We start from the raw sequence: 14,760 nt of genomic DNA on the forward strand, positions 1-14,760 counted from the left end.
GCCGAGCGTCGACCTATTTTTGCTCTTGTAGGAAGGCAGGGAATGGGCGCATGAGGAGCAAGGGCCTATCTTATTCCAATACTCCTGGAGAACCGATAGCCCTATCTTAACCCCTCCGGTTTACTGCTCTATTGCCTCGCACACTGACAGGCGGTCGTTGCCGGTTATAAGGCAGCTAACTGCTGGACGTTTTCAGACTGTCAATCAGCTTGTTTGATAATAAGAACAATGGTTATATAATTAGTTACCAGGCGAATGAAGTTGTAGGCTTTATCTAGCCCTTTACCATAGTATTATGATAGAAAGATGTGATGAAATGCGGTTTATCTCTTGGAATATTGACTCGCTCAATGCGGCTTTAACGGGGACTTCGGCGCGGTCAGACTTGTCCCGGTTGGTGCTCGAAACCATTCGGCAGGCCGATGCGGATATTATTGCTATTCAGGAAACAAAGCTATCAGCCAATGGACCGACAGCTAAGCATGAGGCGGCCCTGGGAAGTCTTTTTCCGGCTTATACCTATGCCTGGACCAGCTCTCGGGACCCGGCTCGGAAGGGTTATGCGGGGAATATGGTCCTCTATAAAAAGGACCTTAGCCCGAGGATTTCTTATCCGGCCATTGGGGCGCCGGCGCCGATGGACCAGGAAGGCCGGCTCATTACCCTGGAATTTGATACCTTTTATTTTAACCAGGTCTATACCCCAAATGCCGGGAATGGTCTGGTTCGCTTAGCTGACCGGCAGGTATGGGATCAGCAGTATGCAGGCTACCTCTCCGGCTTAGACCAGGATAAGCCGGTCATTGCCACCGGTGACTTTAATGTGGCCCATAAGGAAATTGACCTGGCACATCCGGAAGCCAACCGCCGGTCGCCGGGCTTTACCGATGAAGAGCGGGCAGGCTTTACGGCCCTTTTAGATAAGGGGTTTGTGGACTCCTTCCGCTATCTCCATGGGGATGTGACAGGAGCCTATACCTGGTGGGCCCAACGGGTCAAAACCAGCAAAATCAACAACTCCGGCTGGAGAATTGACTACTTCCTGGTGAGTGACCGGTTAAAGGACCGAGTGATCTCATCTGAAATGGTTTCTTCCGGTGACCGGCAGGACCATGCTCCTATTCTTCTAGAGATTGATGCGCCTGCATAAGGCTTAAAAGAAAGGGATGGCCTGGCCCAGTCGCCAAATCTCTATTTTTAGCAAATTGCCCCTCTTGTAGCATGTAATACAAAGGCCCTTGTCATTTGGTCAAGAAAAGCCAAGTGATAAGGGCCTTTTTTATGATAAGGGGCAGATGACTTGTGGATACTATCTTCCAGGGATATAACCACTTTAATCCTTTATATTGGGCGAACGCATCCGGTCCTCTTCATCGAAATTATCCTTGAGGGCTCTCTCAGTGCCCAGGATATAGAGGGGGAGGAGGCCTAAGGCTTGAGCGAGGGTAATGACCACAATGGCCGTAGTACCTTGTCCTTCCGTTAGGCCGATCGGTCCTAAGGTCAGGGCCGGCATGACCAGGAGGCTAAGGGCAAAGGCGATGAGGCCATAGCGGATGAGGGCCTTGACTGCATGGACCTGGGCGAAGGCCCAGGCTTCTGTGGATTTTTTGATCGGGCGGTCCGGTAACCATAAATGTTATTTATTTCTTGGGGTGGATACTTATAAAAGAGAAGGCCGACGAGTATGAGCGTGAGCAGGGTCAGGGACACGGCTATAACATAGAGCAGAGTGAGCATGGTGGCTTCTCCTTATCAGTGGATTTTAAGCTAATATACCATAAAGGCTTTCAGGAGAGAAGTCTTTATGGTAAGGTAGTCCTAATACATGTCTTATAGGAGGGAAGCAGATGCCTTTATCCAGAGCCTATGTCCTGTACTTGCTATCGGTGGTCACCTTTGGCTGTAATGGGATTATCGCCAGTTATATTGACCAGACCAGTACAACCATTGTCTTTTTTCGCTTGCTTTTAGGGTCCTTGTTTTTACTTGGCGTCATGCTGGTGCGCCGGCAGGGGCGAGCGCTTTTTCGCTATCCGCGGGACCTTGCCTTTGTCCTCGTATCCGGGCTGGCCATGGGGATTAGCTGGCTATTCCTGTATGAGGCCTTTGACCGGGTAGGGGTTGGGGTGGCTTCGCTCCTCTATGCCTGTGGCCCGGTCATCGTGATGGCCATATCGCCGCTGGTATTTCAGGAAAAATTAACCCGACTAAAGGTTGGGGCCTTTGCGGCGGTGTTTATCGGGGTATGTATGATCAATGGGACAGAAATCAGCTTTCATGGTGAGTGGCTAGGGGTCTTGTGTGGCTTAGGGTCAGCGGTCACCTATGCGGTCATGGTGGTGACCAATAAGCAGGCACAAGATTTATCCGGTTTGGACAATACCCAGGTCCAGCTTTCTGCCGGCCTGGTGACGGTGGCAACCTTTATGGCCTTTACCGGTGGCTTTGACTTTGTTATCAGTCGGTCGGACTGGCCTTTTTTGCTGGTCTTGGGCTTTTTCAGCACCGGCCTGGCCTGCTTGTTCTTTTTCTCTGCCTTAACTCACTTGCCGGCACAATCGGTCGCCATCCTGGGGTATTTGGAGCCACTGACGGCCCTCTTTCTATCGGCTTGGCTGCTTGGTGAAAAGTTGGTCTCCCTGCAAATACCCGGCGCCATTTTTATTTTGGCAGGGGCCTTTGTGGCTGAGGTCCTTGGCAATCGGCAGCAGGCCGGGGAAGGATAGCAAGAGGCGGAGGCTAGAAGGGGGAGTGGCAAGAAAGGCCGGTCCTGCTTGTTCAGGCATCTGACGGTTTTGACCTGGACTGTCTGTAAAAGTAAAAAAAAAGTTGACAATTGGTCATAGGCGTGTTATTTTATATAGGCAGCCAGTGCTTCAGGCACTTGTTGTCTATATATTCCTCGATAGCTCAATGGTAGAGCATTCGGCTGTTAACCGAAGGGTTGCTGGTTCGAGCCCAGCTCGGGGAGCTGACTTTGGATTTTGTCCAAAGTCTTTTTTTATGCCACGATATGACTGGTCAGATGTATCTTTGTTTTTTATAATAGATGGCATGGAGGTGTCGAGGATGTCAAAAAATACCTTGCCAGAAACCATGAGCTTGGTACGGGACAATATCTTAGAATATAAGAGCCCCTTGGCGGTTTCTGCAAAAGAAAACGCTGAATGGGCTAAGGATTTAGACTTACCGGCAAGCGGTGACCTGCTCTTTTATACCGGCGGTGAATACCAGCTGCTCCCCTTTATGGATTCCCTGATGACGGTCATGGGCCTGGTGCCACCCGGGAGCGCTTTCTTTTCCTGGATGATGACCATGCGGGATTTGGTCCACAAGATTGGGCCAGCGCCGGAGAAAATCTTTGCCTCTGTTTTCGCCCAGGATAAGGACCGGTATTTCAGCATCAACCGGAAGGCCGCCAAGATTTTATTACGTCTGGGCTATGACCTGGCCTATGATGGTGAGCATGAAATTTACAGCGGGGCCCTCTTGCATGAGATGGGCTTTGACGAGGCCTTAGGGGCCTATAGTAAGGAGTTGGGCCGTTTCCTGAAGGGGACCCGGGCCAAGACGGTTGTCTGCCTGTCGCCCCATGCAGCAGAAATGTTCAAGCTGGTCTATCCCCACTACAAGGACTTTCCCAAGCTGGAGGTTAAGACCTTTCCGGAACTGGTTTGGGCTAAGCGGGACCAGCTGCCCAAGTATGAAACGGCAGATGTTTACACCATCCATGATTCCTGTCGAATGGCCAGAGAACTGGGCGTCAGCCAGGAATTCCGAGAGATTTTAGATGCCATGGGGGTTCGCTATGTTGAGCCGGACCGTCATGGGGCTTGGACGACCTGTTGCGGCGGGCCCATTAAGATGACCTATCCGGACTTATCTCACAAGTTAGGCGTCGGCCGGGTGGAGGAACTGGCTGCTACCGGTGCTAACCGGGCCATTGTGAGTTGCCCCTATTGCCTGTCGGCCCTGACCCTCAAGACCCGTCAGCCCATTATCGAGATAGAAGACTTTGTCGAGCTTGTCGCAAGGGGGTATGGAGATGTCTAATATGAAAAAAGAAATGGCCAATTATGCAGCAGACATTAATCGGGCCTCTAATGATGAAAATATTCAAAAGGCCTTAGGCCGGGCCGTCGCATCCTATAGAAAAAATGTGACCGAGGCCCTGGACCGCTACCCGCATACCCTGGAAATGGCCGAGGAGGTCAAGGCCATTAAGCTGAAGGCCCTGGATAATTGGCAGCCCCTTATGGAAGAGGCCATGGAGGCCATCCGCCGCAATCACGGCCAGGCCTACTTTGCCAAAGACGGGGCTGAATGCATCCAGAAAATCCATGAGATTATCGGGCCCCGCCGGGAGATTGTCAAAGGGAAGAGCATGCTCGGTGAAGAAATCCACTTGCGTCAGGAATTAGCCGCCCTGGGCCATGACGTCTGGGAAACGGACCTGGGTGAGTTTATTTTACAGCTCAATGATGAACGGCCTATGCATATCCTGTCCCCGGCCATTCATATGCCCCGGGAGCAGGTGGCTGAAGTCTTTTCCAAGTTCTTTGGCCGGGAAATTGCCCCTGAAGTCGCTGAAGAGGTGGCGGCTGTCCGGGAGTTCCTGCGGGAAAAATACTTTACCGCCGATGTCGGTATTTCCGGGGCCAATGCAGTCGCTGCTGAAACCGGGCAGATTGCGATCATTGAGAATGAAGGTAATGTTCGCCTATGTACCGGGGTGCCCCCAATCCATATTGCCGTTGTGGGCATTGAGAAATTGGTCCCATCCTTTATCGATGCCATGAAGGTTTGCGAAGTCAACTGGCGCTTTGGCCAGTATGGCGCGCCGGGTTACTTAAATGTCATCAGTGGGCCCAGCAAAACCGGGGATATTGAAAAAGTGACCACCTACGGTGCCCACGGGCCTAGAGAATTCCACGTTATCTTTGTGGATAATGGTCGGTCGGATATGATTGCCGACCCCCGCTATAAAGAAGCGGCCCTCTGCCTCCGTTGTGGTGGCTGTATGTATGAGTGCCCGGTCTTTGCCCTGACTGCAGGCCACTTTGGCCACACCTACATGGGTGGCATTGGGGGGATTTGGACCGCCTTTGTCGAAAAAGACAAGGAAGAAGCGGCACCGGTTCTTTACAATTGCCTCCGCTGTGGCCGCTGCATTGAGCGCTGCCCCATGAAAATTGACGTGCCTTCGATGACAGCACAACTACGGGAAGACGTCATGAAGAAGTATGAATAAGATTGGCCTGGACCTTTGGCATTAGCTGGAGGCCCGGGTTTTTTATTTATGTCAGTCCCTTACATGTGAAAGAAAGAATTTTAGCGGAACTGGCCAACGAGGGGTTTTTACGGATGAAAAAAAGAGCTAATTGTTGTACACTAGAGTAAGCGAATTAAGTTCACCATCCTCATATTTTACAGAAAGGTTTGGCTATGCAAAGCTTTTGGGAAGGTTTACCGGCGATTGTTTATCCGATTAATATTCTGGATATCCTGATTATCGCCTTTGTTATTTATAAAATCATAGAAATGATAACCGGTACACGGGCAGAGCAGCTGGCTAAGGGGATCCTCGTCCTGATTGCCTTCAGTGCCGTTAGTGAACTCATCGGCCTTTCAACCATTAATTGGGTCTTGGTCCAGGTGCAACGGATGCTCATTGTGGCCATTCCGGTTATTTTTGCCCCGGAACTCCGGCGGGCCCTGGAAAAGCTTGGGAAGGGGAAGGTCTGGCGCAGGCGACGGGTCAATGAGGAGGAAGAGGCTGTTCTCCGGCGGATTGACCGGATTATGGGCTGCTTACATGCAGCTTCCAGTACCCGGACCGGGGTTTTAATCGTTTTAGCGCGAGAAAGTCGGTTAGAAGAATATACAGCGACCGGCATCCAGTTGGATGCCCTGGTGTCGACCGCCTTACTCAATAATATCTTTGTCGTCAACACCCCCCTCCACGATGGGGCGGTGATTATTGATGGTGACCGGATAGTGGCGGCTAGCTGCTACCTGCCGCTTTCAGACAATCGGAATATTTCCAAGGCCCTGGGGACCCGTCACCGGGCAGGGATTGGCCTATCTGAAGTGAGCGATGCCGTGGTTTGTATTGTTTCTGAAGAAACAGGGAGTATTTCTATTGCCTGCGATGGCAAGCTGACTTACGATATGTCCTTTAAGGAGACCAACCATTTTCTACAGGAAATGCTCATTCAGCATGAAGCCCAAGTTCCGTTTTGGAAGAAATGGAAGGTGTTTCAATGAAAAAGCTGGAAATAAAAAATCCGGGCCTCAAGGTCATTGCCCTGGCCCTGGCTATTTTACTTTGGTTTTATGTCGGAATTGAAAAAAATCCCTTTGAAACCCGGTTCTTTCAGGTGCCGGTCACTTACGAACACTTAGATGGGGAAATGGCTGTGAACAGCCCGACCAAGCAGGTATCCATTACCGTTCGGGCCCGGTCCAACCAGTTTGATAGTCTAACCGCCGGTGACTTTACCGCTTCAGTGAACCTGAGCAAGGTGAAGGTGGGGGATAATACCGTCCCGGTGATGGTCAAGTCGCCCAGTCATGTTCAGGTGACCAAGGTGTCGCCCCGGGAAATTGTCGTGACCGCTGAGCGGCTGGATGGAAAACGCCTACCTGTTCAGGTCCTGGAAACCGGCCAGCTGCCCAATGGCGGCAAGGTGAAGAAGTACCAGGCCCAGCCCCGGGAGGTTTTTATTGCCGGTGATCCCTGGCTGACCAAACAGGTGAGCAAGGCGGTGGTCCAGGTGAACCTGGCGGACCTCTATGAGTCCACCAGCCTGGATTGCCCGGTTATCCTCTTAGACCGGAATGGGCAAGCCCTTAATTTACCGGGGGTGGAAGTCAAGCCCAATACCGTACGCTTGGTTATCAGCCTGGATGATGCTGTAGAAAAAAAGGCCGTCCCGGTGGTGGCCACAATTAGCGGCACTGCCGGAGAGGGCTATGTGCTCAAGTCGGCCCTGGCCGCACCTGAAACCGTTACTATTAAGGGGGCTGCCAGCCGGCTGGCGGATATTGACCAAGTGGCGACCAACCCCATCGATATTTCCGGGATGCAGAAAGACCAGCAGGTCAGCGTGGGCTTAAACATCCCGGAAGGGATTACCGTTATTGAACCGGATAATATCCGGGTGAGCCTGATTTTTGCCTCACGAGAGGGGACTGTCAGTCAAAAGGAGGTCCCCGTTGAGATCAGTCAGCTCAGTCCGGGCCTCACTGGCCGCCTGGACCAGACAACCGTCCAGGTGCAGCTGGTCCCTAAAAGTAATACCACGCACCTACAGGCCTCTGTCGACGCGACCGGCCTGGGGGTCGGCAAACATGTTGTAGACGTCCATGTATATAGCGATGATGGATCGCCGGTGGAGGAAATAAGTCCCCAGCGATTAACTTTAACGATCACATAATTAGGAGACCAATATGAGCAGATTATTTGGAACAGATGGCGTGCGGGGAAAAGTTGGCGAAGTGCTGACGCCGGAGTTGGCTTTCCGGCTGGGCCAAGCGGCTGGCAGGGTCCTAGCAAAGGACGCTGCTGAAACCCATAAGAAAATCGTTATCGGCCGGGATAGCCGCCTGTCCGGCCAAATGTTGGAAGCCGCTTTAACCGCCGGGCTGACTTCGACCGGGATTGATGTCGTGACCTGTGGGCTCATTCCTACCCCGGCTGTGGCCTGGCTGGTCCGTGAAAAAGGGGCTGTGGCTGGGGTTGTTATTTCCGCCTCCCACAACCCTTACTGGGACAATGGGATTAAGTTTTTCAACCAGGACGGTCTTAAGCTCAGTGATGCCGTTGAAGATGAAATCGAGGCCCTGGTAAAAAGCCAAGAGCCTATTGGCTATGCGCCTGTAGAGGACCTGGGGACTGTCATCGATGACCGGGAGGCCATCCATCGCTATGAGGCCTTTCTTTTAGGCCAGGCCAGCTTTGAGGCCCTTTCACTCAAGGCTGTCGTTGACTGTGCCAATGGGTCTGCCAGCCCTATTGCCGACCACTTATTCACCAGTCTGGGGCTGGAAACCATCATGATTGGCCATGAACCCGATGGCCGGAATATAAATCACCAGTGTGGGTCAACCCATACAGAAGGGCTCATCGCAGCAGTGAAAAGCCAGGGGGCTGATATTGGCCTGGCCTTTGACGGCGATGCCGACCGGTTTTTAGCCGTCACAGCAGATGGAGACCTGGTGGATGGGGACCAATTGATGTCTATTTACGCCCATGATTTTCACCGACGGGGGGCCCTGGAACCCAACCTTTTGGTGGTGACGGTTATGAGCAATCTGGGCTTAAAGCTGGCTATGCAGGCAGCGGGCATTGAGCTGGTGGAAACCAAGGTCGGGGACCGGTATGTCAATGAAGCCCTGATGGCCCATGATGGGGTCATCGGGGGCGAGCAGTCCGGGCATATTATTTTTAGAAAAATTAACAGCACCGGGGATGGGCTCCTCTCGGCCATTATGCTCTTAAACATTATGGCTAGAGAAGAGAAGAGTCTGAAGGATTTGGCCGCCTCCATGGAAAAACTCCCCCAAACCCTGATTAACGTCCAGGTAAGAGATAAGCAGGGCTGGGAAACAGAGGCCAGTATTCAAGGGGCTATCCGTCAGGCAGAGGATAGCATGGGCGATGAAGGTCGGATCCTGGTCCGGGCCTCCGGGACGGAACCGGTTCTCCGGGTGATGGTTGAAGGGAAGGATAAGGCGACCATTGACCGCCTGGCCCAGGATATCGCCCAGACCATTGAGAAAGCGATTGGCTGATATGGCGATTATTGGACTGGGGACAGATATTTGTTCTGTGGCGCGGATCCGCCAAGTGTGGGCGCGCCATGGGTCTTTGTGTGACCGGATTTGCACCCCGGAGGAAGTGACCTATGTTGGTCAGTCGGCGGAACGACTGGCTGCCCGGTTTGCGGCCAAGGAAGCCGGCCTAAAGGCCCTGGGCACCGGTATAGGGCCCCTGAGCTGGCATGACCTGGTCATCGACCGGGACCAGGCCGGTCGGCCGGTCCTCCGGCTGAGTGAAAGGGCGACAAAGATTGCCCACAACCTGGGTGCCGAGACCTGGCATGTAAGCCTGAGCCATGAAAGGGACTATGCAACGGCGGTAGTCATACTGGAGGGATAAGCTTGTATTTAGTCAATCGACAGGAGATGAAAGAAATTGATGCGCGGGCCATTGACCAGTGGCGCTTTCCATCTCTCATCCTAATGGAAAATGCAGCGCGCAGCATTACGGAGGCCCTATTTGAGACTTATGAAGACCTGATGGACCGCCGGATTATTGTCTTATGCGGCCCGGGCAACAATGGTGGCGATGGGTTGGCCGTGGCAAGAATGCTCCACTTAAAAGGCGCTAAAGTCGCCGTATACATAGTTAATGAAAGCAGCGATCAGAAGACGAGTATTGACCATGGGGTCAACCGGGAGATCATCGACCACCTGTCCATCCGGGTTTTTGATATTCATAGAGAAGGCCAGCTCCGCCTCCTGAAGGCCAACTTAAACCACTGTGACCTCCTCATTGACGCCCTCTTCGGTGTAGGGTTGGACCGGCCCCTATCAGCCCTGGTGACGGAAATCATTGACATTGCCAATGAACGGGACCTGCCGGTTGTGGCCATCGACTGTCCCAGCGGGCTCAATGCCGACAATGGCCAAGTGGAGGGGGCGGTTCTTGAGTGTACGGATACCCTGGCCCTGACCCTGCCCAAGGTCGGTTTTTATGCCGGTCGGGGGCCTGACGTCTGTGGCCGGGTCCAGGTCCTGGATATCGGCATACCGTCGGAAGTGGCAGATTCCCTGGCCGTTAAAACCAGCCTCCTCACTGCTGCTGACGCAAAAGTGAAGAAGGATAAACGACCGGCTGACTGCTACAAGCACCAGTTTGGCCACGTCGGTATCATTGCCGGGTCTGTCGGTATGAGTGGGGCTGCGGTCCTGACCGCCCAAGCCGCCCTCCGGACCGGTGCCGGCTTGGTGAGCGTTCTAGCCGATAAGCGGATCTTTCACGCCGTATCGACGGTGATGCCCGAAGCCATGGTCCGGCCAGTCCAGTGGCCCAGCCCTTCGGCTCTGGACTGGCTCCTGGCCCGGGCCAATGTCCTTTGCCTGGGGCCGGGCCTTGGTCTGGATGAGGCCAAGGAAGAGACCTTGCGCTACCTGCTGGACCATGGAGACCAACCCCTGGTCCTTGATGCCGATGGGCTGACCCTTTTGGCCCGCCTGGGCCTTGACGGGTTGAAGGAGGCCTCGAGAGAGCTGATCTTAACCCCCCATCCGGGAGAATTTAAGCGCTTATGTGGCGAGAGTCATGATCCCAAAGTCTCCCGGCTTGAAGCGGCCCGGGCCTTTGCGGAAAAATACCGAGTGACCCTGGTCCTTAAAGGCTTTCAGACCGTCGTCGCAGCAGCAGATGGCCGGGCAGCTGTCAATAGCATTAATTCGCCGGCCCTAGCGACAGCCGGTGCAGGCGATGTCCTGGCAGGGATGATTACCGCCCTCATTGGCCAGGGCTTGAGCCCCTTTGAAGCAGCGACCACAGCTGTTGCCCTCCATGGCCAGTGTGGTCGAAATTGTGCAGATATCTACGGGGAAGACAGTACCCTGGCCGGCGATTTAATTCAGGAAATTGCCAAGGAGTTGCGTCGTGGGAAATGAAACATGTCAAAAACATAAGCGGGTCTTGACACGGGGCGATGTCTACTATGCGGACTTGAGCCCGGTTGTCGGTTGTGAGCAAAATGGCTTTCGGCCGGTGCTGATTGTGCAAAATGACGTTGGCAACTATCACAGCCCCACGACCATTATCTTGCCGATTACCACCAAAAGCGAACATGGTCATATCCCCACCCATATTCCGATTTCTCAGGAAGATAAGTCCTTCGAGGCCGGCAGCATTATTCTGGCCGAACAAATTCGGACCATTGATAAGAGTCGTTTACATAAGAAGGTATGCCATATCGACCGGGACCTCTTAGACCGGGTGGACCGGGCCTTGAAAATCAGCCTGGGCTTGTGCGGGAGTAAATAAATTGTCACTTTTGCCGGCTAGTTATGAAAAAGTCGGATTTGTAACCTTTTTGTATCGCCTAAGTTTATTTTATGCCAAGCATTAAACAAAACGATGTGCTGGGCCCGTCCTTGGCGGGTGGCCAGCCCCCTTTTATAAAAAAGTGAAAGCGTAACCAGATGTCTGAAAAAGACCTTGGTTGCGCTCTTTTTTTGTCCTCCGCCCTCGACCCCATTAGGGGCCTGCCCGCTCAAAAAAAGGGCATTTGTCTTTTTCGGCTCCGACCTTGCCAAGACGGTGAACTTCCCGTAAAATGCCAAGCGGATTAGTTTTTACAAGGAGGAAGTACCAATTATGAAAAAAACCATTCAGTCCATCATTGCCGGTTTGGCAATGGGGGCCTTTTTATTGACCAATGCCGGGACTGCTCAAGCAGCCCAACCCTTCGTCTGGGATAAGGTTGACCAGGTGCAAAAGTCTGGTGACCTGACCTATTACCCGGTCCGGTCTGTCCTTGAATTGGCAGGCATTCAGGTCAAGTGGGTCGCTGATGAAGTCCGGACCAAGTTAGTCCTTTCCACCGGCGACCAAAGCTACCAGCTGATTGTGAACCCTGAAAGTAAGACCTTAAGCTCCGGCGACCGGGTTTTTGGCTATGACAACATCAACGGGTCCCTCATGGTACCCCTGCACTTCCTGATGGACGTCATTGACCAGGCTGCCGTCAGTGTCAACCGTCAAAGCGGGGCCATTGCCATTACTCCCTCTTCTGAAAACGGCCAGGTTGGCCTGCGTTACTTAGAGGGTTATATTGCTGAACCCAAGCCCGTTGAACCGGTGGTCCAAGCCCCTAAAACCACCTATTATGAATCCGGCCAGGCTACCTGGTATGGCGCAGCCTTACACGGCAACTACACCGCCAGCGGTGAGCGCTTTAACATGTATGATTTAACTGCCGCCCACAAGACCCTGCCCTTCGGCACCCGGGTCAAAGTGACCAATTTAAACAATGGTACGTCTGTTGTCGTCCGGATTACAGACCGGGGCCCCTTTGCCCCCGGCCGGGTCATTGACCTGTCTATGGCTGCTGCCCAGCAGTTAGGCATGATTTCCAGTGGCGTTGCTCCGGTCAATCTTGAAATTATCGGCTAAGTCAAGTCTTTTTATCCCCCAGCAGCTGGCCCTTGTGGTCTCTTGTTGGGGGATTTTTGTATCCATCTTAGATTTGGCCTATTGGCGTGGTAATTGAAAAGAAATTTAAGTATAATAGATGGAAGGAGGGGCCATGATTAAGTTACCTATATTAGAAGATGCTGTTTTTATCAACCGGCGCAACCGTTTCATTGCTGAAGTCGAGTTACCGGACGGAAGCCTGGCCGATGCCCACCTGGCCAATACAGGCCGGATGCGGGAACTTTTAATTCCCGGCTGTCCGGTGAAAATAGCCCGGGCAACGAACCCTGCCCGGAAAACCAAATACGACCTTTTTCTCATTGATCAGGCAGGGGCCTGGGTCTGCTTGCGGGCGGTATACGCCAATTACCTGATTGCCAGTTGGCTCCAGGAAGGTCTCTTAAAGGACTATCTACTGGCTGGTGACTGGCGGCCTGAGTTTAAAATAGGCAGCCAGCGCTTTGACTTTTTCAGGGAGGCCCCCGGTAGGCCTACCGTCCTGGAGGTCAAATCGGCGAATTATAAAATCGGGGATACGGCCTTCTTTCCGGATGCCCCAACGGAAAGGGGGCGCCACCATGTGGAAACCCTTATCAAGCTCAGCCAGGCCGGTTACCGGTGTGTTATCCTACTGGTCACCATGGGGCAGGCGGTCAAGGACCTGGCCTTTAACCGGGCCAATGACCCCTTATTGGCAGATGCCATGGCCCAGGCCCGTGAAGCCGGCCTGGATATTATAGCGATGAAGTCTCGGTTTACAGACCGGGAAGCCTTTTTCGAAGGTTTTTTACCGATTGATTGGGGGCGAAGTTGATATGGACGTGTATGCATTAATCGGTCCGAGTGGTACCGGCAAGAGTCACCACGCAATGGAAGTGGCCCAACAATATGATATCGAGTACATCATCGATGATGGCCTACTCATTCATCGGGGAAAGAAAATTGCCGGCCAGTCAGCCAAGGCTGAGCCGACCCTGGTTGCGGCTGTTAAAACGGCTATTTTCTTAGACCCCAAGGCTGCAGCCGACATGCGGGAAACCCTGCAGAAGGAAAATCCTAAAAAGCTCCTGCTTCTGGGGACCAGTGAGCATATGATAGACCGGGTCGGGCAGTCCCTCAACCTTCCCCCCTTAAAGCAGATTATTTTTATTCATAATGTGGTCAGCCCGGAAGAAATCCAGCTGGCCCAACAAATGCGCCAAGAGGGGAAGCATGTCATCCCCTTGCCGGCTGTTGAGGTCCGGCAAAATTTTCCGGGCATCTGGATCCGTCCCTTTAAAGACCTCTTTAAGCGGAAGAAGGGCAAGGACCAGCCCAGTGAAAAATCCATCGTCCGGCCCCGCTTTTCTCAGTTTGGCCAGGTCAGTATTTCCGAGCAAGTGGTCATTCAACTGGTCAACCACCTGGCCAAGCAGCATGAACGCCTGGGCCAGGGGGTTAAAACAGGGGTCAATATTAGTGACCTGGGGGTCACCATCCAATGCGAAGCAACCGTTCGTTTTGGCACGCCCATCCAGCTGGCCGTCCAGGCCTTCCAGGAAGAGGCCATTCAGACAGTAGAGCATATCACCGGCTTGACGGTACGGTCCATTGACGTCCGGATAACCGGTATTTATAAAGACTAGGGGTGAGGGCACTGGCACAATTATTAAACTGGTTCCTGCAAGGCGGGGCAGTGGCCATTCCGCGCCGCTTATTGGCGTATTTGGATGGGATGGACCTGACCTTAGAGGAATGGGGGGCCCTTTGCTACCTATTATATTTGGAAGGCGAGGTCAAACCGGCAGATGTCAAGGGTAACCGGGCCTGTGAGCTCTTGGAAACCCGGGGCCTGGTGGCCCGGGAGGGGCAGAGTATTTCCTTTGAACCCATGCTGCAACTGGTCGAGGGGGGTAAAAGCCAGCAAAAGCCCCAGCCTCAACCCCTGCCAACGGTCTATGCCCGCCTGGTCAAACGGTATGAGCAGGAAAGTGGCCGGTTCTTATCGGAAAAAGATAAAAGGGACCTCTTACAAGTCCTACAAAAATACGGTTGGCCCGAGGAAGTTGTCTACCAGGCCTTTGTCTTTTACGCTGCGAATTACCGGCGCCGCTACTATAGCTTTGCGGGCTTTTGCCAGATGGCCTTCCAGGCCGGGGTTAAGACCCTTCCCGAATTAAAAGACTTCTGTAGTCAGTTGGATTACGGGGTTAAAAAGGTCAAAGAGGTCCTGCAGCGGCTGGGCAAGTATAACCAACCGACAGAGGCCCAAAAAAATTACTACCAAAAATGGCAGCGGGATTGGCATTTCAGCCATGAAATGATCCTCCTGGCCGCAGATGAAACCATCAATGCGGATAATCCCTCCATCGGTTATGTCGACCGGGTCCTGGACAATTGGCAGGCGGAAGGCCTTTCCACCCCCCAGGACGTGGCCAACCGACGGAAAAGTCATAAAAAAGCCGCCAAGGAACGGATTAAGGGGCGGCGGAAGGTGATCGGCAACCGTGATTTTGACGACCATGCCCCGGAGGACTACGATAGCTTGGAGGAATGAT

The 14,760-nt window shown here is 53.1% G+C and carries 15 protein-coding genes and 1 tRNA gene; 15 read left to right on the forward strand and 1 reads right to left on the reverse strand.

What is annotated here, in order from left to right:
* The first annotated feature begins 295 nt into the window (after positions 1–295).
* The gene (locus ACKQTC_RS01415; RefSeq protein ID WP_408976654.1) at positions 296–1,150 is read left to right on the forward strand and encodes an exodeoxyribonuclease III; all 855 of its coding nucleotides are present in this window, start codon (positions 296–298) and stop codon (positions 1,148–1,150) included.
* A gap of 183 nt (positions 1,151–1,333) precedes the next feature.
* Here the strand turns inward: ACKQTC_RS01415 and ACKQTC_RS01420 are convergent, their stop codons facing one another.
* Positions 1,334–1,516, reverse strand: coding sequence for a hypothetical protein (locus tag ACKQTC_RS01420; protein ID WP_408976655.1), 183 nt, complete (start codon positions 1,514–1,516; stop codon positions 1,334–1,336).
* Between the two features lie 334 nt (positions 1,517–1,850).
* Between ACKQTC_RS01420 and ACKQTC_RS01425 the strand changes: the two genes are divergently transcribed.
* The 14 genes from ACKQTC_RS01425 to ACKQTC_RS01490 all read left to right on the forward strand — a co-directional run bounded on the left by ACKQTC_RS01425 (position 1,851) and on the right by ACKQTC_RS01490 (position 14,759).
* Entirely contained in the window at positions 1,851–2,729 is an 879-nt protein-coding gene (locus tag ACKQTC_RS01425) for a DMT family transporter (RefSeq protein WP_408976656.1), read from the forward strand.
* 173 nt (positions 2,730–2,902) lie between these two features.
* Positions 2,903–2,974 (forward strand) — tRNA-Asn (locus ACKQTC_RS01430).
* A gap of 98 nt (positions 2,975–3,072) precedes the next feature.
* Complete coding sequence (locus ACKQTC_RS01435) at positions 3,073–4,056, forward strand: (Fe-S)-binding protein (RefSeq protein ID WP_408976657.1); 984 nt, start codon at positions 3,073–3,075, stop codon at positions 4,054–4,056.
* Positions 4,049–5,254 carry an LUD domain-containing protein gene (locus ACKQTC_RS01440; RefSeq protein WP_408976658.1) on the forward strand — a complete coding sequence of 402 codons (1,206 nt, stop codon included), beginning with the start codon at positions 4,049–4,051 and terminating at the stop codon, positions 5,252–5,254. Before ACKQTC_RS01435 ends, ACKQTC_RS01440 begins: the two co-directional genes overlap by 8 nt.
* Before the next feature lie 194 nt (positions 5,255–5,448).
* Positions 5,449–6,270, forward strand: a complete 822-nt coding sequence (cdaA, locus tag ACKQTC_RS01445) for a diadenylate cyclase CdaA (RefSeq protein WP_408976659.1) — start codon at positions 5,449–5,451, stop codon at positions 6,268–6,270.
* On the forward strand, positions 6,267–7,442 hold the full coding sequence (locus tag ACKQTC_RS01450; RefSeq protein WP_408976660.1) for a CdaR family protein: 1,176 nt from the start codon (positions 6,267–6,269) through the stop codon (positions 7,440–7,442). Before cdaA ends, ACKQTC_RS01450 begins: the two co-directional genes overlap by 4 nt.
* A 13-nt stretch (positions 7,443–7,455) precedes the next feature.
* On the forward strand, positions 7,456–8,799 hold the full coding sequence (glmM, locus tag ACKQTC_RS01455) for a phosphoglucosamine mutase (RefSeq protein WP_408976661.1): 1,344 nt from the start codon (positions 7,456–7,458) through the stop codon (positions 8,797–8,799).
* Position 8,800: 1 nt separating this feature from the next.
* Positions 8,801–9,166, forward strand: coding sequence for a holo-ACP synthase (locus tag ACKQTC_RS01460; protein ID WP_408976662.1), 366 nt, complete (start codon positions 8,801–8,803; stop codon positions 9,164–9,166).
* A 2-nt stretch (positions 9,167–9,168) separates the two neighbouring features.
* Positions 9,169–10,698, forward strand: a complete 1,530-nt coding sequence (locus ACKQTC_RS01465) for an NAD(P)H-hydrate dehydratase (RefSeq protein WP_408976663.1) — start codon at positions 9,169–9,171, stop codon at positions 10,696–10,698.
* A complete protein-coding gene (locus ACKQTC_RS01470; RefSeq protein ID WP_408976664.1) occupies positions 10,688–11,071 on the forward strand; it encodes a type II toxin-antitoxin system PemK/MazF family toxin in 384 nt (127 codons plus the stop codon). The genes ACKQTC_RS01465 and ACKQTC_RS01470 overlap by 11 nt, the downstream gene beginning before the upstream one ends.
* Positions 11,072–11,404: 333 nt before the next feature.
* Positions 11,405–12,202 (forward strand): septal ring lytic transglycosylase RlpA family protein, encoded by a 798-nt coding sequence (locus ACKQTC_RS01475; RefSeq protein ID WP_408976665.1) that lies wholly within the window; start codon positions 11,405–11,407, stop codon positions 12,200–12,202.
* 133 nt (positions 12,203–12,335) lie between these two features.
* Positions 12,336–13,037, forward strand: coding sequence for a DNA/RNA nuclease SfsA (gene sfsA, locus ACKQTC_RS01480; protein WP_408976666.1), 702 nt, complete (start codon positions 12,336–12,338; stop codon positions 13,035–13,037).
* A 1-nt stretch (position 13,038) separates the two neighbouring features.
* Positions 13,039–13,848 carry an Asp23/Gls24 family envelope stress response protein gene (locus ACKQTC_RS01485; protein ID WP_408976667.1) on the forward strand — a complete coding sequence of 270 codons (810 nt, stop codon included), beginning with the start codon at positions 13,039–13,041 and terminating at the stop codon, positions 13,846–13,848.
* Positions 13,849–13,898: 50 nt separating this feature from the next.
* Positions 13,899–14,759, forward strand: coding sequence for a DnaD domain-containing protein (locus ACKQTC_RS01490; RefSeq protein ID WP_408976668.1), 861 nt, complete (start codon positions 13,899–13,901; stop codon positions 14,757–14,759).
* Position 14,760: the final 1 nt, after the last annotated feature.

The sequence above is a fragment of the Peptococcus simiae genome, assembly GCF_046097595.1.
GTDB lineage: Bacteria > Bacillota > Peptococcia > Peptococcales > Peptococcaceae > Peptococcus > Peptococcus simiae.